At 70.7% G+C, this 17,101-nt stretch carries 16 protein-coding genes, 1 pseudogene and 1 riboswitch; of the genes and pseudogenes, 6 read left to right on the forward strand and 11 right to left on the reverse strand.

What is annotated here, in order from left to right; translation table 11 throughout:
* From RH94_RS06830 to bioB, 6 genes are all read right to left on the reverse strand, one after another.
* The coding region (locus RH94_RS06830; protein WP_143203969.1) for an ABC transporter permease at positions 1 to 1,238 on the reverse strand (1,238 nt) is incomplete at its 3' end.
* A 5-nt stretch (positions 1,239 to 1,243) separates the two neighbouring features.
* Positions 1,244 to 2,083, reverse strand: a complete 840-nt coding sequence (locus tag RH94_RS06835; protein WP_073946746.1) for an ABC transporter ATP-binding protein — start codon at positions 2,081 to 2,083, stop codon at positions 1,244 to 1,246.
* A 171-nt stretch (positions 2,084 to 2,254) separates the two neighbouring features.
* Entirely contained in the window at positions 2,255 to 2,929 is a 675-nt protein-coding gene (locus RH94_RS06840; RefSeq protein WP_073946747.1) for a class I SAM-dependent methyltransferase, read from the reverse strand.
* Between the two features lie 149 nt (positions 2,930 to 3,078).
* Entirely contained in the window at positions 3,079 to 3,807 is a 729-nt protein-coding gene (gene bioD, locus RH94_RS06845; protein WP_079188926.1) for a dethiobiotin synthase, read from the reverse strand.
* Between the two features lies 1 nt (position 3,808).
* Positions 3,809 to 5,098, reverse strand: coding sequence for an adenosylmethionine--8-amino-7-oxononanoate transaminase (locus RH94_RS06850; protein WP_073946749.1), 1,290 nt, complete (start codon positions 5,096 to 5,098; stop codon positions 3,809 to 3,811).
* Positions 5,091 to 6,227 (reverse strand): biotin synthase BioB, encoded by a 1,137-nt coding sequence (gene bioB / locus RH94_RS06855; protein ID WP_073946750.1) that lies wholly within the window; start codon positions 6,225 to 6,227, stop codon positions 5,091 to 5,093. Before bioB ends, RH94_RS06850 begins: the two co-directional genes overlap by 8 nt.
* A gap of 170 nt (positions 6,228 to 6,397) precedes the next feature.
* On the opposite strand from bioB, the gene RH94_RS06860 reads away from it, so the two are divergent.
* The gene (locus RH94_RS06860; protein WP_073946751.1) at positions 6,398 to 7,525 is read left to right on the forward strand and encodes an 8-amino-7-oxononanoate synthase; all 1,128 of its coding nucleotides are present in this window, start codon (positions 6,398 to 6,400) and stop codon (positions 7,523 to 7,525) included.
* 53 nt (positions 7,526 to 7,578) lie between these two features.
* Here the strand turns inward: RH94_RS06860 and RH94_RS06865 are convergent, their stop codons facing one another.
* Complete coding sequence (locus RH94_RS06865) at positions 7,579 to 7,809, reverse strand: DUF397 domain-containing protein (protein ID WP_073946752.1); 231 nt, start codon at positions 7,807 to 7,809, stop codon at positions 7,579 to 7,581.
* Positions 7,810 to 7,842: 33 nt separating this feature from the next.
* On the reverse strand, positions 7,843 to 8,703 hold the full coding sequence (locus tag RH94_RS06870; RefSeq protein ID WP_073946753.1) for a helix-turn-helix domain-containing protein: 861 nt from the start codon (positions 8,701 to 8,703) through the stop codon (positions 7,843 to 7,845).
* Between the two features lie 225 nt (positions 8,704 to 8,928).
* Here RH94_RS06870 and RH94_RS06875 point away from each other — a divergent pair, with 225 nt between their 5' ends.
* Positions 8,929 to 9,387: an ATP-binding protein gene (locus tag RH94_RS06875; RefSeq protein WP_073946754.1), complete on the forward strand. Its 459-nt coding sequence runs from the start codon at positions 8,929 to 8,931 to the stop codon at positions 9,385 to 9,387.
* A 59-nt stretch (positions 9,388 to 9,446) separates the two neighbouring features.
* On the opposite strand, the gene RH94_RS06880 is transcribed toward RH94_RS06875, so the two are convergent.
* The gene (locus RH94_RS06880) at positions 9,447 to 9,920 is read right to left on the reverse strand and encodes a C40 family peptidase (RefSeq protein ID WP_073946755.1); all 474 of its coding nucleotides are present in this window, start codon (positions 9,918 to 9,920) and stop codon (positions 9,447 to 9,449) included.
* A gap of 4 nt (positions 9,921 to 9,924) precedes the next feature.
* A riboswitch (cyclic di-AMP (ydaO/yuaA leader) is annotated at positions 9,925 to 10,127 on the reverse strand.
* A gap of 780 nt (positions 10,128 to 10,907) precedes the next feature.
* Here RH94_RS06880 and RH94_RS06885 point away from each other — a divergent pair.
* Positions 10,908 to 12,506, forward strand: coding sequence for an alpha/beta hydrolase (locus tag RH94_RS06885; RefSeq protein WP_073946756.1), 1,599 nt, complete (start codon positions 10,908 to 10,910; stop codon positions 12,504 to 12,506).
* Positions 12,507 to 12,578: 72 nt separating this feature from the next.
* On the opposite strand, the gene RH94_RS06890 is transcribed toward RH94_RS06885, so the two are convergent.
* Together RH94_RS06890 and RH94_RS42605 are read right to left on the reverse strand one after the other, a co-directional pair.
* Positions 12,579 to 13,304 (reverse strand): lysophospholipid acyltransferase family protein, encoded by a 726-nt coding sequence (locus RH94_RS06890; RefSeq protein ID WP_073946757.1) that lies wholly within the window; start codon positions 13,302 to 13,304, stop codon positions 12,579 to 12,581.
* Positions 13,305 to 14,036: 732 nt separating this feature from the next.
* Positions 14,037 to 14,369, reverse strand: a complete 333-nt coding sequence (locus RH94_RS42605) for a hypothetical protein (protein ID WP_234425587.1) — start codon at positions 14,367 to 14,369, stop codon at positions 14,037 to 14,039.
* 405 nt (positions 14,370 to 14,774) lie between these two features.
* Here RH94_RS42605 and RH94_RS40660 point away from each other — a divergent pair, with 405 nt between their 5' ends.
* The 3 genes and pseudogenes from RH94_RS40660 (at position 14,775) to RH94_RS38610 (ending at position 17,081) form a co-directional block, all read left to right on the forward strand.
* Positions 14,775 to 14,924 (forward strand): hypothetical protein, encoded by a 150-nt coding sequence (locus tag RH94_RS40660; RefSeq protein ID WP_158073030.1) that lies wholly within the window; start codon positions 14,775 to 14,777, stop codon positions 14,922 to 14,924.
* A 177-nt stretch (positions 14,925 to 15,101) separates the two neighbouring features.
* Complete coding sequence (locus RH94_RS40270; RefSeq protein WP_143203970.1) at positions 15,102 to 15,809, forward strand: hypothetical protein; 708 nt, start codon at positions 15,102 to 15,104, stop codon at positions 15,807 to 15,809.
* A 274-nt stretch (positions 15,810 to 16,083) separates the two neighbouring features.
* Positions 16,084 to 17,081, forward strand: a pseudogene (locus RH94_RS38610) (IS5 family transposase).
* The last annotated feature ends 20 nt before the right edge of the window (positions 17,082 to 17,101 follow it).

Below are 17,101 nucleotides of genomic sequence, written 5' to 3' on the forward strand. Positions count from 1 at the left end.
CCCGCCACCGCGCGCACCCGCAGCGGCCGCCCCACACCGGCGACCTCGGCGTCCGCCAGGGCCGCCATGGGCGACACGGCCGCGGCGCGGCGGGCCGGGAGGTAGGCCGCCACGAAGGTGACGCCGACGCCCACGACGTACGCGGCGACGGGCGTGACCCAGCCGATGGCCATCTCCGTGGTCCGCAGGTTCATCCCGAAGGCGCTCAGGAGCCGGATCAGTCCGGCCGCCATGCCGATCCCCGCCGCCAGGCCCAGAGTGGAGCCGAACAGGCCGAGCAGCACCGCCTCGGTGAGCACCGAGCGCCGTACCTGCCGCCGGTCGGCGCCCAGGGCGCGCAGCAGGCCCAGCTCGCGGGTGCGCTGGGCGATGAGCATGGCGAAGGTGTTGACGATCAGGAAGACGCCGACGAGGACCGCGATCCCGGCGAATCCGAGCATCACGTACTTGATGATCCTGAGGAATCCGCCGAGGCTCGCGGCGGCGGACTCGGCCTGCTCGCCGGCGGTCCTCAGGTCGTAGGCGCCGGTGCCGATCGCCCGGCCGACACGGTGCTTGAGCTGGGCGTCGGTCACGCCCCTGGCCGCGTCGACCGAGACGCTCGTCGCACGGTCCGCGGAGCCGAGCAGCCTGGTCTGCGCGGTCGGCGTGTCCAGGAAGAGCAGGGCGGCGCCCGGGTTCGTGGTGGTGAACGTGGCGATGCCGACCACGCGCACCCGGAAGGTGCCCGGCTGTGCGTGCACGGTCAGCGTGTCGCCGATGCCCACGTCCGCGTGCCGGGCCGTGTCGGAGTCCAGCACGGCCTCGCCGCCGCCGTGCGGGGCGTGACCCGAGGTCAGCCGGACCGGGCTGTGGTCGGTGACCTCCCAGTTGCGGACGGTGGTGGGGGCGTCGGTGGTCGGGCCGACCGGTTGATCGCGGCTGTTGACCACCACGGCGTTCTGGACGGCCACGTCCACGTGGGCCGCGGCCACGCCGTCGACCCCGGCCACCCGCCGGGCGAGAGAGGCGGGCACCGTCCGCACCACGCCGGTGGGAACGGCGGACCTCAGGTCCTGCCTGGGCCCCACCGTCACATCGGCGGAGGTGGAGGCGAAGAGCCGGTCGTAGGTGCGGGTGACGGTGTCGGAGAAGATCAGACTGCCCGTGACGAAGGCCACGGACAGGATGACGGCCAGGGCGGAGAGCAGCAGCCGCCCCTTGTGGGCGAGGAAGCTGCGCAGGGTCGCCTTGAGCACTCCGGTCAGGCCTCCTCGACGGCGACACCGTCACCGTCGAACCGGTCGCGGACCACCTCCAGGCCGGGGGACTGAGGGCTTCCCCCGGCGAACAGGCGCATGCGCTCGAGCACCGCCTCCGCGGTCGGGTGCTCCATCTCGTCCACGATCCGCCCGTCGGCGAGATAGAGCACCAGGTCGGAGTGGGCGGCGGCGCCCGGGTCGTGGGTGACCATGACGACGGTCTGCCCGAGGCTGTCGACGGCGTCGCGCAGGAAGCCGAGCACCTCCAGGCCGGCCCGGGAGTCGAGGTTGCCGGTCGGTTCGTCGGCGAAGATCAGCTCGGGCCGGGAGGCCAGTGCCCGTGCGCAGGCCACGCGCTGCTGCTGGCCGCCGGAGAGCTGGGACGGCCGGTGTCCGAGCCGGTCCCTCAGCCCCAGCGTGTCGATGACCTCGTCCAGCCACTCCTCGTCGGGCTTCCGGCCGGCGATGTCCATCGGCAGGGTGATGTTCTCCAGCGCGTCGAGAGTGGGGATGAGGTTGAACGACTGGAACATGAAGCCGATCCGGTCCCGCCGCAGCCGGGTCAGCTCGCGGTCCTTCAGACCCGTGATCTCCGTGTCGCCGATCCAGACCCGGCCGGCCGAGACGGTGTCGAGACCCGCCAGGCAGTGCATGAGCGTGGACTTGCCGGAACCGGAGGGGCCCATGACCGCGGTGAAACGGCCGCGCGCGATGTCGACGTCCACCGAGTCCAGCGCGAGCACGGCGGTCTCGCCCGACCCGTACGCCTTGGTCAGCCCTCGGGCGCGGGCCGCGATCCCGTCGGCCGGTGCCCGGCCCGGCGCCGCAGCAGCTGTGGACACGACGGCCTCCCTGGGGGTGCTTCGTCCGATACGTCCCGGCTCATGACTGGTTTGTCCCCCGCCGAGCGTAGTGTGAGCGGGCCCGCAGCCGGTATCCCCCGTCGGGCCGAGCGCGGGCTCCACCCGCAGGTCGGGTCCCGGGTACAGGTGTAAGGGGCACCCTCCGCCCGGTCAGCCGCGCTCGGTGGCGGCCGGACGCCAGGCGGTGCCCAGCGCGCAGTACGAGGTGGGCAGGGCCGGACCCTTCTCCGGCAACAGCATCCGGCGGTAGGGGCCGAGCTCGAAGCCTGCGTCCCGGAGGGCGGCGACCGGGTCGCGGGCCAGATGGCAGCCGCCGGCCAGCAGCGGCCACACCGTGCGGTCCAGGGCGCGCTGGGTGAGGGCCATCGCCCGGCCGCCGCCCCTGCCGTGCTCGAAGAACCGCACCTCGCCGCCCGGCCGCAGCACCCGCCGTGCCTCGGTGAGAGCGCGCGGCAGGTCGCGCACGCTGCACAGCACCAGCGAGAACACCACGGCGTCGAACGCCTCGCTCTTCACCGGCAGCGCCTCCGCACAGCCCGGCACCACGTCGACCGGGACCTCGGTACGCAGGGCGGCCTCCACGGCCCGCCGCCGCAGCAGCCGCTCCGGCTCGATCGCGACGACCTCCGCGACGCTGCCCGGATAGTGCGCGAAGTTCAGGCCGTTGCCCGCGCCGATCTCGATCACCCGCCCGGACAGCCCGCCCAGCAGCCGCCGGCGCACCCCGGCCATGCCCATCCTGCTCTCCGCGGCCACGCTGACCCGGGCGTAGTAACGGGCGAACACCGGATGACGGACGGCGTCCCGCGCGGACCGCGACACCATGGCAACCTCCCGGACGGACGGGCCTACCGGGAGTGTCCCCCCTTCGGGCCCACGGCACGCACACGGGTGCCGGACGCCGTCGTGGCCCCGCCGTGAGCCACGGGACTCGGCACGGGTTCCGCGGGGCTCGGCACGGGTCCGCCCGCCGTCTACGCGAACGGTGCCGGTGCCTCCCGCGCCGTGAAGGCCTCCGCGTCCCACCTGCCGTTCAGGCGGGGGGCCAGCCAGTCGGGGGCCGTTGCCCGGAAGGCGGCCGGCGGGAGGGCACCGGCGCCCGCGGGAAGGGCGCCGAGGAGGGGCGCGGTGGCTGCCTCGGGGAGGTCGGTGACGTTGCAGCGGGAGGCCAGGTCCGGGTGGTCCGGCCAGCTGCCGATCACCACGCCGAGCAGGTCCACGTCGCGGGAGCGCAGTTCACGGGCCGTCAGTTCCGTCGTGTTCAGCGTGCCCAGGCCGGCCGAGGCGGCCAGCAGGACCGGGGCGCGCAGCAGCCGCGCCGCGTCCGCCAGTGTGCCGCCCGCCTCGTCGAAGCGGACCAGCAGCCCGCCCGCGCCCTCCACCAGCACCAGATCGTGCTCGGTGGCCAGCTTGGCGGCGGCCTCGGCCACCTCGGGCGGGCGCACCGGCGCCTGCCCGGCCCTCCGGGCCGCCGTAGCGGGCGCCAACGGCTCGGGATAGCGGGCCAGTTCACGTGCCGTCACCGGACCGGCCAGCCGCGCGACCTCCTCGGCGTCCCCGAGCTCGTCCGGCCGTACGCCCGTCTGCGCGGCCTTCAGCACGGCCACCGACCGCCCCGCCGCGACGGCCGCCGCGGCGACGGCGGCCGTGGCGACCGTCTTGCCGACCTCCGTACCCGTGCCCGTGATCACCAGTACCGGCATCTCAACCCTCCCGCGCCGCCGCGCACACCGCGCGCGCGATCCGTGCCACGTCCACGTCACCGGTGACGTACGGCGGCATCGTGTACACCAGGTCCCGGAACGGCCGCAGCCACACGCCCTCGCGCACGGCCGCCCGCGTCGCCGCCGCCATGTCCACCGGACGGTCGAGCTGGACCACGCCGATGGCGCCCAGGACCCGTACGTCCCGCACCCCGGGCAGCTCCGCCGCCGGGGCCAGCCCGTCCCGCAGCCCCGCCTCGATCCGCTTGACCTCCGCGCGCCAGTCCTGGCCCAGCAGCAGCCCGATCGACGCGCACGCCACGGCCGCCGCCAGCGGATTGCCCATGAACGTCGGCCCGTGCGCCAGCACCGGCACCTCGCCCCGCGAGATCCCGTCCGCCACCCGCGCCGTGCACAACGTCGCCGCCATCGTCAGATAGCCGCCGGTCAGCGCCTTGCCCACGCACATCACATCCGGCGTCACGGCGGCGTGCTCCGCCGCGAACAGGGCGCCGGTGCGCCCGAACCCGGTCGCGATCTCGTCGAACACCAGCAGCACGTCGTGCGCGTCGCACGCCTCGCGCAGCACCCGCAGATAGGCGGGGGAGTAGAACCGCATCCCGCCCGCCCCCTGCACCACCGGTTCGACGATCACGGCGGCGAGTTCACCGGCGTGCCGTTCCACCGTCTCCCGCAGATGGTCGGCGTACGACTCCTCGTACTCGGCCGGCGGCGCGTCCGCGAACACCTGGCGCGGCAGCACACCGGACCACAGCTCGTGCATCCCGCCCTCGGGGTCGCACACGGACATCGGCTGCCAGGTGTCGCCGTGGTAGCCGCCCCGCCAGGTCAGCAGCCGCCGCTTGCCCGGACGGCCGAGCGAACGCCAGTACTGCAGGCACATCTTGACCGCGACCTCGACCGACACCGAACCGGAGTCGGCGAGGAACACGTGCTCCAGGCCGTCCGGCGACATGTCGGCGAGGAGCTTCGCGAGCCGGACGGCGGGCTCGTGCGTGAGCCCGCCGAACATCACGTGGCTCATCCGCGCCAGCTGCTCCCGCGCGGCCTCGTTCAGCACCGGGTGGTTGTAGCCGTGGATCGCCGCCCACCACGACGACATGCCGTCGACCAGTTCGCCCGAGCCGTCCGCGAGCCTGAGCCGCACCCCGCTCGCCGACTCCACGACGAGCGGTTCCTGGCGGCCGGGCATGGGCCCGTACGGGTGCCACACGTGGTGCCGGTCGAGCTCCAGCAGCTCGGCCACGCCGGGGCCGGACAGGTCAGGCATTGGGCGCGACGTCCGTTCCGGCGCCCCGGCGGCGTACGGCGACGAGGTCCGTGCGCGGCTCGTTCGCCGGAGGGGCGGAGTCCGCGGAGGTTCCGCACCCGCCGCCGTCGTGACAGCCACCGGGGGTCCGGTGCTCCGGCAGCGTCACCTGGTCCGCGCCCTCCACCTCGAACCCGGCGTCCGCGATCATCTCCAGGTCGGCCCTGCCGGCCTGGCCCTCGCTGGTCAGGTAGTCGCCGAGGAAGATCGAGTTGGCCAGGTGCAGGGCGAGCGGCTGCATCGCGCGCAGGTGCACCTCGCGGCCACCGGCGATCCGCACCTCCACGTCCGGGCAGACGAACCGCACCATCGCCAGGATCCGCAGGCAGCGCTGCGGGGTCAGGTGCCACTCCTTGGCGAGCGGCGTTCCCTCGAACGGGATCAGGAAGTTCACCGGAACGGAGTCCGGGTCCAGCTCGCGCAGCGAGAAGACCACGTCGACCAGGTCCTCGTCGCTCTCGCCCATCCCGGCGATGAGCCCGGAGCAGGCGGACAGCCCGGCCGCGTGTGCCTTGTTCACCGTGTCCACCCGGTCGGCGTAGGTGTGGGTGGTGGTGATGTCGCCGTACGTCGCCTCGGAGGTGTTGAGGTTGTGGTTGTAGGCGTCGGCCCCGGCCTCCCGCAGCCGCTCGGCCTGGCCGTCGGAGAGCAGCCCGAGGCAGGCGCACACCTCGACGCCCTCGTTCTGCTCCTTGATGGCCTTGATGGTCTCCGAGACCCGGTCCACGTCACGGTCCGTCGGACCGCGCCCGCTCGCCACCAGACAGACCCGCTTGGCGCCGCCGGCCAGCCCGGCCGCCGCGGCCTTCGACGCGTCGTCGGGCTTGAGCCAGCTGTACTTGAGGATGCCGGCCTTCGAGCCGAGCCGCTGGGAGCAGTAGGAGCAGTCCTCGGGGCACAGGCCGGACTTGAGGTTGACGAGATAGTTGAGTTTCACGCGCCGGCCGAACCAGTGGCGGCGCACCTTTCCGGCCGCGGCCACCACGTCGAGCAGGTCGTCGTCGGAGGTGGCCAGCACGGCCAGAGCTTCCTCCCGGGTCGGCGACTCGCGCCGGAGCCCCTTGTCCACCAGCGTGTTCAGCAGGTCCATGGGAACCGATCCTGTCCTACGGGTCCGCCCCGGGCCAAGGAGAGTCCGCACAACTCCACCCGCGTCGACGTGTGGGTATTGCCACACCGTGGGCGGCCGGCCCTGCGGATAGGGTCTGTGCGCTGCCCGCTGGAACCTGTGCACTGCACCGCAAAAGCCCCGGAGGACCCATGGCGTTCGGCTGGATCGAGGAGCAGGCCGAGGCGCGCCGCCGGGCCGGGCTCGTACGGACGCTGCGGCCCCGCCCGGCCGAGTCGCCGCTGCTGGACCTCGCGAGCAACGACTACCTGGGGCTGGCCCGCCACCCGGAGGTCACGGCGGGGGCCGCGGACGCGGCGCGCACCTGGGGCGGCGGCTCGACCGGTTCCCGGCTGGTCACGGGCACCACCGAGCTGCACGCCGAACTGGAGCGCGAGCTGGCCGGCTTCTGCGGTTTCGAGGCGGCGCTGGTCTTCTCCTCCGGTTACGCCGCCAACCTCGCCGCGGTCACCGCGCTCGCCCCGCACGGCTCGCTCATCGTCTCCGACGCGGGCAACCACGCCTCGCTCATCGACGGCTGCCGGCTGGCCCGGGGCACCACGCAGGTCGTCGGGCACGCCGATGCGGAGGCCGTGCGCAAGGCGCTCGGTGCCCACGGGGGCCCGGCGGTCCTCGTCTCCGACACGGTGTTCTCGGTCGACGGCGACGCCGCACCGCTGGCGGAGCTCGCCGCGGCCTGCCGGGAGCACGGCGCCGGTCTCGTCGTCGACGACGCCCACGGGCTGGGCGTGCTGGGTGACGGAGGCCGCGGTGCCGCGTACGCGGCGGGGCTGGCGGGCGCCGGCGACGTGGTCGTCACCGCCACGCTCTCGAAGTCGCTCGGCAGCCAGGGCGGAGCCGTCCTCGGGCCCGCGCGGGTGATCGACCACCTGGTCAACGCGGCCCGGACGTTCATCTTCGACACGGGCCTCGCCCCCGCGGCCGCGGGCGCGGCCCTGGCGGCGCTGAGGCTGCTGCGCCGCGAACCGGAGCGGGCGGCACGCGCGCGCGAGGTGGCGGACGAACTCCACGCGCGCCTGACCGCCGCGGGTCTGCGCGCGGTACGCCCCGACGCCGCGGTGGTCTCGGTGCGCGCGCCGTCCCCGGAGGGGGCCGTGCGCTGGGCGGCCGACTGCCGTGCGGCCGGGCTGGCCGTGGGCTGCTTCCGTCCTCCTTCCGTGCCCGACGGCGTCTCACGGCTGCGGCTGACCGCCCGCGCGGACCTCTCCGGAGCGGAGATCGGACGCGCTGTACGGGTGATCGGCGAAACGCGGCCATGAGTCGGCGTGACACGGCCGTGCGTCGCCGGATGCGGAACTGACCGGACCGCGGGTCAGAGACCGTGCGCGGCGGCCGTGAAGGCCGTCCAGCTCTCGGGGGAGAAGAGCAGCGCCGGCCCGGCCGGGGCCTTGGAGTCGCGTACGGCGAGCAGCCCGGCCCAGGGCCCCGCGGCCGGCCGGGCCGTCTCGACGCAGTTGTTGGCTCCGGTGCTGTAGCTGCTGCGCAGCCAGTGCACGCCGTGCAGATCGGTGCGGGAAGGTACGTGCCGAGGCGGAGCGGACATGGTGCCTCCTTCGCGGTGAGCGGTGGCGCGCCGTCAGGTGTCCCGGCGCATCCCGGCGATGAAATCCAACGAGTCCTCGGGCGGAAGAGCGCGGCTCCGAAGAGTGTCGAAGGCCTCGGCATAGGCCTCCAGGTCTTCTTTCCGTTCGAGGTGGAGGCTACTCGTCAAGTGGTCGATGACCACTACGTCAAGATCGGAAGCGTTCGAGAACGAGAAGATGACGAAGGGGCCGGTGACGCCGATGTGCTCCCCGGCGGCGAACGGCAGTACCTGGAGCCGCACCTGGGGCAGCCGCGCCGCCTCCGTCAGCCGTTCCAGCTGCCGTGCCATCACCTCGGGCCCGCCGACCTCCCGGCGCAGCACGGCCTCGTCCAGCACCGCGTCCAGCTCCAGCGGCGGATGCGCGCGCAGCACGTCCTGGCGGGCCAGCCGCACCTCCACCAGCGCGTCCAGCCGGTCGCCGTCGAGCCCGTCCACGGCGGCCCGGGTGACCGCGCGAGCGTACTCGGGGGTCTGCAGCAGTCCGGGGACGACCGAGGTCTCCAGCGTGCGCATCCCGCTCGCCTGCGACTCCAGGCTGATGAAGTCCCGGTAGGACGGCGGCAGTACGCCGCGGTAGGCGTGCCACCAGTGGTGCCGGCCGCCGTCGTCGTCCAGCCCCGCCAACACCATCAGCAGCTCGCGCAGTGGGGAGTCCCGGACGGCGTACGCGTCCAGGAGCGACCGCACATCGGCCGGTTTCACCCCGCTGGCGCCGGTCTCGATCCGGCTGACCTTCGACTGGTGCCAGCCCACCAGCCGGGCCGCCTGACCGCTGGTGAGGCCCGCTCCGGTGCGCAGCGCGCGCAGTTCGGCGCCCAGCTTCCGGCGGCGTACCGCGGGACCGTGCTGCATGGACTGCTCCTCACTCCTCCGAACGCTCCGCATGACCCGCTGCACATACGGTCCGCCGTCGCAGAGTTCACCGCATCGGGCGACAGATATATGCATATCTGGTGGATCGCCACGCGGGACCGGCGCGGTGGTGGCAGTCTGGCGGCGAAGCACCAGTCCGGGACCGTACTCGAACCATCCGCTCCGTGTCGGACTGCGATCCCCTGGGAAAGGGCCGACGTCGCCATGGCAGACCATCTGGAAGCATCCGTCACTCTGCCGAGCGATCCCGCCTCGGTCTCCGCGGCCCGAGGTTACGTGGTGGGCACCCTCGAGGAGTGGGGCCTGCTGCCGGACACGGACACCGTCGAGACCGTCCGGCTCATCGTCTCCGAGCTCGCCACCAACGCGGTGCAGCACACCCTCGGACAGTCGCCCACCTTCACGGTGGACCTCGTCCTCGTGCGTGACGAACACCTGCGTATCGGGGTGACCGACAGTCACCCGAGGTTCCCGAGACGGCTGCCGGCCGCCGTCCAGCAGGACAACGGCCGGGGCATGGTGATCATCCGGTGGCTCACCGCCGAGTGCGGCGGCCGACTGACCGTGCGGCCGACCCGGGAGGGAGGCAAGACGGTCTGCATCGAGATTCCGTGGACGGTTCCGGCCCGGCCGGTCACGACCACGGGACGGCAGGAACCGTAGCGCCTGCGGAACCCGGGGCGGTGACGGCGCCTCAGGGAGCCGCCACCGCCCCGGACGGGTCAGCGGACCCGGCCGTACCAGACGCTCTTCGTCCAGATCTTCTGCAGCTTCACCACGTCCCCGGACTTCGGGGCGTGCCAGATCTTGCCCCCGCCGGCGTAGATGCCGACGTGGTAGACGTACGAACCCGAGTGGAAGAACACCAGGTCTCCGGCCCGGCGGCTCTTCGCGGAGATGTGGCGGGTCTTGTTGTACTGCTGGTCCGCCGTGCGGGGCAGCTTCTTGCCCGCCTTCTTGAACGAGTACAGCGTGAGGCCGGAGCAGTCGAAGCTCCTCGGCCCGGTGGCCCCCCACTGGTAGGGGGCACCCTTCTTGGACGCCGCGATCCGGAGCGCCTTCGTGGCCGGTGTAGCGGCCGCGGCCTCGGAGGCCATGCCGGGAACCACGAGCGAGCCGCCCACGGCGGCCAGGGTCAGGGCCGAGGCCGTGCCGGCCCGGGCCATCAGCGACGGGACACGATTGGACGCAGTCATGCGCAACCCTTCGTCATCCGCCTGTGAAGGATGACCTGTCGGATTCGGGCTGGCGAAGTTGCCCGGCCGCGTTGCCGCGGCTTCACCCCAAGGGCTGCTCGGACCGGCCATGGCGTGACCGTTCCGGCGACCCGTCGTGCTTGGGTCCTCCACTCCTGCCGATCCACTTCCGTCGACCGGTCGTCCGGGCGGCGGCAGGATTCGGCGTCCGCCCGGACCGCCCCGCCGCGGTGGCGGGGGCTTGTCGTCAGACACGGATCTTCACCTACGCATGTCCGAAAATCCCAACGGAACCGGGGATTTGTGTTGTTACTCACCACTCAGCCGTTCGGGTGGACACCCCTGCGTCCGAGCGGCCGTCTCCCGCGGTGACGACTCCCGGACCAGCGCCGGAAGGCCCCGTTCCGCCATCCGGGGAGGCGGCTTGCGCAACCGCGGGGGCCTCGAAAAAGAAGGTGAACCTACCCGAAAGGAGGTACGTCATTTGGTCCGTTTCGACTCACGCCCGCGGGCTCGTCCCCGCCGACGGTGTGCGAAGTCTGTGGGAGCGTCAATTCGTATTGCGCTGCAGTACGGTGACGGGGAGTCGTACGCCGCTCGCGGTCCGCCACCCGCGCCACCGCGCCGGGGTGACCGGGATCACAGAGCCTGAGTGGTGCTCAGATCCCGGCGAGCGTCCGCCGGTCGGACCCGGGCGGACGTGTCCCGGCGGACCGGCCGCGTCGAGGTGATGCCGGATCGGTTCCGCCTCGCTCGGGGCCTCCGGGGGCCGCCCCCGCTCACCGCCCCGGCGGGGACGAGCCGCACGAACCGACCGGGAAGCCGGTCCGCCGCGGATGCCGAGGAGCCGGACCGTGCTCCGCTCAGCGGGACATGCCGCGCCGGTTATCGGATTGGCAAAGAAGGTCGGTGCCCCCTGTCCCCGGGGGCCGCGCAGCCGCAAGGATCCCCGTACCCAATTCGCAACGATGTACGGGGAGGTCCCACTTGAGGGGCAAGAGACCGAAGAACCGGGTGACGGCGCTCGGTTCGGCCGGCGCGCTGGTCACGGCGACCCTGATGGCCGGCGCCATGGCGACGCCCGCCGCCGGTGCGGAGAACCGCCACGGCCAGGACCGGGAGGCCCGTGGTGCCGCGATCGCCGCAGAGCGCGCCGCCAAGGCCGGGATCGACTGGCAGGACTGTCCCGCCGACTGGGGGCTGGCCAAGCTCATCCAGTGCGGCTGGGTCTCGGTGCCGGTCGACTACGCCAAGCCGGACGGCAAGCAGATCAAGCTCGCTGTCGACCGCATCGGCAACACCGGCACCAGGAAGGAGCGCCAGGGCGCCCTCGTCTACAACCCGGGCGGACCGGGCGGCTCGGGCCTGCGCTTCCCGACCCGGGTCACCTCCAAGAACCCCGTCTGGGCCAACGTGGCGAAGGCCTACGACTTCGTCGGCTTCGACCCGCGCGGTGTCGGCCACTCGGCGCCCATCTCCTGCATGGACCCGCAGGAGTTCGCCAAGGCGCCCAAGATGGACCCGGTGCCGGACTCCGAGGCCGACAAGCGCGTCCAGCGCAAGCTGGCCCGCGAGTACGCCGAGGGCTGCTACGAGCGCACCGGCCGTACGATGCTGCAGCAGATGACCACCGTGAACACCGTCCGCGACCTGGACGTCGTCCGCGCCGCGCTCGGTGAGGAGAAGCTCAACTTCCTCGGCGTCTCCTACGGCACCTACCTCGGCGCCGTCTACGGCACGATGTACCCCGGCCACCTGCGCCGGATGGTCGTCGACAGCGTCGTCAACCCGGCTCGTGAGAACATCTGGTACCAGGCCAACCTGAACCAGGACACCGCCTTCGAGATCCGCTGGAAGGACTGGCAGGACTGGGTCGCCAGGAACGACGCCGCCTTCCACCTGGGCACCACCCGCGCCGAGGTCCAGGAGAAGTGGCTGACGCTGCGCGCCACCGCCAAGAAGAACCCCATCGGCGGGGTCGTCGGCCCGAACGAGCTGATCTCCTTCTTCCAGAGCGCCCCGTACTACGACTCCGCGTGGGTGCCGGTGGCCACGGTGTTCAGCAAGTACGTCGCCGGTGACACCCAGGCGCTCATCGACGCGGCCGCCCCGGACATGTCCGACACCGCGGGCAACATCTCCTCGGAGAACGGCAACGCCGTCTACACGGCCGTGGAGTGCACCGACGCCAAGTGGCCCACCAGCTGGCAGAAGTGGGACCGGGACAACACGCGGCTGCACAGGACAGCACCGTTCATGACCTGGGCCAACGCATGGATGAACCTGCCGTGCGCCACCTGGCCGGTCAAGCAGCAGACCCCGGTGGACGTCAAGACGGGCAAGGGCCTGCCGCAGGTGCTGATCGTGCAGTCCACGCGGGACGCCGCCACCCCGTACGCCGGCGCCGTCGAACTGCACAAGCGCTTCAAGGGCTCCCGTCTGATCACGGAGAGGGACGCGGGCTCCCACGGCGTCACCGGCCTGGCCAACCCGTGCGTCAACGACCGGGTGGACGCCTACCTGCTCACCGGCGAGCTGGACCGGGCGGACGTGACCTGCGCTCCGCACGCCACGCCGAAGCCGTAGCGGGCAGGCGTACGTGACGAGGGGCGGCCGGGACGCCCGGCCGCCCCTCCTCCGTGTGCGGTGCCGTGGCGGTCAGCCGAGCGGTGCGCGCGGGAACCTGCGCTCCTTGCGGCCCTTCGCCTCGGCCTGCTCCGCCTTGACCACCGCCGCGTACCGGTCGACGTACTCCTGCCCGGACAGCGACAGAACGGCGTACATGATCTCGTCCGTGACGGCGCGCAGGACGGCCTTCTCGTTCTCCAGCCCGGCATGGCGGGAGAAGTCCAGGGGCTTGCCGAAGCGGATCGTGACCGGGTACATGTGCGGAACGACCCGGCCCGGCGGCTGGGCCTCGAACGTGCCGATCATCGCGCACGGCACGACCGGCACCTGCGCCTTGAGCGCCATGACCGCGACACCGACCTTGCCCTTGTACAGACGGCCGTCGTGCGACCGGGTGCCCTCCGGGTAGATGCCGAGGAGCTCGCCCTTGCGCAGCACCCCGAGCCCTTCCCGGATCGCGGCCCGCCCGGCCTCCTTGCCGGAGCGGTCGACGGGGATCTGCCCGGCGCTGCGGAAGAAGGCGGCGGTGAGCCGGCCCTTGAGGCCCGGTCCCGTGAAGTACTCGGCCTTCGCCAGGAAGGTGATGCGCCGTTTGAGCACCGCGGGCATCAGGAAGTGGTCCGAGAACGACAGGTGGTTGCCCGCGACGATGGCCGGACCGGACGCGGGCACGTGCTCCAGTCCCTCGATCCGGGGCCGGAAGACCATTCTGAGCAGCGGTCCCAGCAGGACGTACTTGAGCAGGTAGTAGAACACGGCTCGCCCTTCACTCTACCAGGTCCGCTTCAAGCCGGGGTTTTTGCAGGTCAAGACCACGATCCCGGGAGTTGGCCCACGTGCACCTGTAGCCATCTGTAACCGCGTTTGGTCGGGCTCATGCTGACCCTTTGCTGACTTTACTGACGCGTCGTCAGCCATGTGGGTGCCGGCGTCATGCCGGGCGGCACGGCGGCCTCACGCCGAGGCGGACGGGAGCGCGCAGCGGCACCTGCCTGGTTCCTTTGCTGACTCGTCCAGTATCAGATTCTTCGTCTGCCGGCGGTATAGAGCTCGGACGCAGTTTGAGTAGCGAAAATGGTCATGATCGCGACAAATAGTGGACGGCGGCTAGCTTGGGAATGGTCCGCATCTTGGCCACCGGCTGCCCACGCCAAGAGCCGGGTGCTGGGCTGGTTCCCGCATGCCCGCCGCCGCAGGTGATGCCCCGTCGAGCCTGGGTCAGCCGGCTATATGAGGTTGCCGGTGCAGCACGACTTGTACCGAGTCGACCCGACTCGCCGGCCAGACCGGAGGGCGCTGGGGCCGATACGCTGGAGAGACCACACACGGTCACCAGTAGGCCGAGAACTGGCGACAGTTGCATACGTGAGCCGACCAGCAGCGTGGCGAACACGGCCCCGAGCCTCACACGGCGCTACATCTATGCCTGCCGTAGGGATGCGGGAACAGGTGCTTCAGCCTTGGTCGGTGATGGCCGACCGCTGTGCCTCACTCAGCGACGAGATACGAGGCAGGTGCGCCGCGTCCCTGGAGCAGTGCCCTGAGCGACGAGACCACATCCGGTGCAGAGGTGATGGTGGTGACCTCGATATCGCTGATTCGGATGGTTGGGAGCCAGCCGTGCACGGACGGCAGCAGATCTGCCAGCGCATCCCTGAAAGCGCGCTGCCGATGGCGGCCTCCGTCGCCAGGGAACAGTGGTGGCTTCGGCTTGCCGAAGCCACCGCCGCGCTCGCGCCCGGAAAGAGCCCGCGAGCGGGCCAGCCATTGCGAGGCATCGAAGCCGAGCTTCACGCCTGCCGGATAGTGCTCCAGGGTCACGGCGCGGGCCCCGGTGAAGTGCTGTTCCTCGTCGACCTCCAGGATTTGCTGCTCCCCGTTCTCGTAGGTCAGCAGAACGTCCAGCCTTCACCGCTCACGAGAAGGGGCCTGCTCGGGGAGGACCAGCCCGGTGAGCGCACCGTAGATCGCCGACACCAACTCCCACATGGCGCGGCACTCGACCAGCCCCGGCCGCAGGAGCCAGGTCGGACAGCTCTCTGGTTAGATCTCCGCCCCACGATGGGCAGCCTTGGCGGTTCGATGTGTGGGCGACGGCCTCGTTCACCTACTCCTCCACCCTTCGCTGAACTGACCAGTGGAGACCTCTTGCTGACGATATGTAAAGTTCTGTCAAGTAACGTCCACTGTCGTCGTGCAGCTCGCCGGGGCTCCAAGACTGGATCCATGGACATCGACGAGAGCCGCGACTCGGAAAATGACCCCGAAGGCAGGAAGCGGAAGAGCGACTGGCTCCTCCGGGTGTTGATTGCGCTCCTATCAGCTATCGCGGGCGGGGTAGCGCAAGCTGTCGCAGAAAAGCTGATGGAATCCTGACCGACAGTCATGGAAGAAGGAGTACACATGCCGGGGGGAAAAGTTAAACGCATTGCAATGCCACCGGAAGCGCAGTTGGGACATGGTCCCCATCGGGCGATGCTGATGGAAGTGCACGCGCTTTATCGGAACGCTGGATGTCCGAGCACTCGCAGAATTAGCTCAACAGTAGACAAGATGGATTCCGCGAAAGACGTTATTTCGCATCAGGCGGTTGCAAATATCCTGAATGGACGGAACTTCCCCGCCTGGCCAAAGGTGGAGGTGTTGGTCGCTGCTCTGCACTTCCTGGCGGATTCAGGGCCGGATCGATCCGAAATGGACAGGATTCGCGAACTTTGGCTCGCTGCGCACTACGAAGAAGGAGCGGCTCCATCGGTTGGATTCATCAGTAGTTCGTCCATCGATGCATCCTCGCCGCCGGACCAATCGAGCCGCGTCGCCGCGCGTGATCCCTCATCCGAGACTGACCCCTCCGTCACCTGCTCACCCGAGGAATCTCCGGGGGAAGATTGCGAAGCCGAGAACATGGCGGATGAGGGACTGTCCGTTACCCGCACCGAGGACGAAAGAGCCGACGTGGACTATGAGGAGATGCGCGTACGCTTCGTCTCGGGCGCTTCCTCCGGACCGGCAATGTTCTCGCTTGACCTCATGGCCGGGATGCTGCAGGTGATCGTAAACAGTCAGCACCCTTTGGGGGCGTCGATGGCTCGGGTTATGGAGCGCGATGACGATGAGGCTTCCCGGCTCGTAAAGCTCATGCTCATTTCGTGGGCGCGCATGGAAGATGAAATTCCCACCGAGCGGATGCGGAGCCGAATTGCAGATATCCGGAATGACTGGGGCCGCTATGCTCGCTGGCTGGAAGAGCCCAACGACTAGCAAATGACTTCACGACCAACGCCCTGGACAGCAATGACCATCCAACCGATAGTTCGGAATGAAGAGGTCGCGTGCCACAGTCGTGCCAGATACAGGGGTCAGCTACGGTCAACAACGGGGACGAGCAGGTGCGACCATGCCCCTTGCCTCAACCGATGAAGCCGCAGGTCACCGGCAAGACACCCCAGCCTCTCTCCTAGGGCCTGTTCTGAGTCCGGATCACGGATGGGTCAACGTGGCCCCGGTGGCCGGTTGAGTCCGGTAGACCGGTCACGTGACTCGTGGTGATCTGACCGATGGTGAATGGGAGTTGGTCGAGCCGTACCTCCCGCTGGGGGTGTCCGGGCCGATCCCTGACCTGCGCAGCTACTTCAACGCGGTGATGTGGCGGTTCCGTACCGGCAGCCCCTGGCGGGATGTGCCGGAGAGCTACGGCTCTTGGTCGACGGTCTACGACCGGTTCCGGATGTGGGCGCGTGACGGGGTCTTCCAGGCGCTCATGGACGGGATGATCGCCGAGGCGGCGGCCCGCGACGACGTCGATCTCAGCCTGGTCAGCGTGGACTCGACCGTTGCCCGTGCGCATCACCACGCGGCGGGCATGGTGGTCGACCCGGAGCTCCTTGAGGACCTGGAGAAGGCTGTGACGGAGGAAAAGGGGCTGCAGCAAAGGGGCAAAACGACCCCCTAGGCGACGGATCCGCGGACAGCGGGGACCCCGAGCGGGAACAGCGCCGTGCCGTGCGCCGACGCCACAGGGCCCGACTGCGGGCCGCCGAACTGGGCCGCTCCCGGGGCGGGCTCACCAGCAAGGTCCACCTCGCCGTCGAGCGGCGCTGCCGCCCGCTGGCCATCATCCTCACCCCCGGGCAGGCCGCGGACAGGCCGCGCTTCATCCCCGTCCTGGAGAAGGTCAAGGTGCGTGTCCCGGTCGGCCGCCCAAGGACCCGGCCGGACGCGGTCGCCGGCGACAAGGCGTACTCCTCCCGCGCCAACCGCGCCCACCTGCGCAGACACAAGATCAAGGCGGTGATCCCGGAAAAGGCCGACCAGGCCGCCAACCGCAAGAAGAAGGGACGCTCCGGTGGCCGCCCGGTCAGCCACGACACCACGCTCTACAAAGACCGCAACACCGTCGAGCGCGCCATCAACAAGTTCAAGGAATGGCGGGGGCTGGCCACCCGCTACGACAAGACACCCGAGAGCTACGCCGCAGGACTCCACCTGCGCGGATCCGTCCTCTGGTTACGCAGCCTGCCAGCCCTCCCATGATCCGAACCCCGAACAGGCCC

The sequence above is a fragment of the Streptomyces kebangsaanensis genome, from assembly GCF_001906585.1.
Classification (GTDB): Bacteria; Actinomycetota; Actinomycetes; order Streptomycetales; family Streptomycetaceae; genus Streptomyces; species Streptomyces kebangsaanensis.

Excerpts from the sequence above, each read along its gene's own strand:
- bioB (WP_073946750.1), bottom strand. The coding sequence starts at position 6,227 with ATGGACCTGCTGAACACGCTGGTGGACAAGGGGCTCCGGCGCGAGTCG.
- RH94_RS06850 (WP_073946749.1), bottom strand. The coding sequence starts at position 5,098 with ATGCCTGACCTGTCCGGCCCCGGCGTGGCCGAGCTGCTGGAGCTCGAC.
- RH94_RS06840 (WP_073946747.1), bottom strand. The coding sequence starts at position 2,929 with ATGGTGTCGCGGTCCGCGCGGGACGCCGTCCGTCATCCGGTGTTCGCC.
- RH94_RS06865 (WP_073946752.1), bottom strand. The coding sequence starts at position 7,809 with ATGTCCGCTCCGCCTCGGCACGTACCTTCCCGCACCGATCTGCACGGC.
- RH94_RS06870 (WP_073946753.1), bottom strand. The coding sequence starts at position 8,703 with ATGCAGCACGGTCCCGCGGTACGCCGCCGGAAGCTGGGCGCCGAACTG.
- bioD (WP_079188926.1), bottom strand. The coding sequence starts at position 3,807 with ATGCCGGTACTGGTGATCACGGGCACGGGTACGGAGGTCGGCAAGACG.
- RH94_RS06880 (WP_073946755.1), bottom strand. The coding sequence starts at position 9,920 with ATGACTGCGTCCAATCGTGTCCCGTCGCTGATGGCCCGGGCCGGCACG.
- RH94_RS40270 (WP_143203970.1), top strand. The coding sequence starts at position 15,102 with ATGGATTCCGCGAAAGACGTTATTTCGCATCAGGCGGTTGCAAATATC.
- RH94_RS06875 (WP_073946754.1), top strand. The coding sequence starts at position 8,929 with ATGGCAGACCATCTGGAAGCATCCGTCACTCTGCCGAGCGATCCCGCC.
- RH94_RS06860 (WP_073946751.1), top strand. The coding sequence starts at position 6,398 with ATGGCGTTCGGCTGGATCGAGGAGCAGGCCGAGGCGCGCCGCCGGGCC.
- RH94_RS40660 (WP_158073030.1), top strand. The coding sequence starts at position 14,775 with ATGGACATCGACGAGAGCCGCGACTCGGAAAATGACCCCGAAGGCAGG.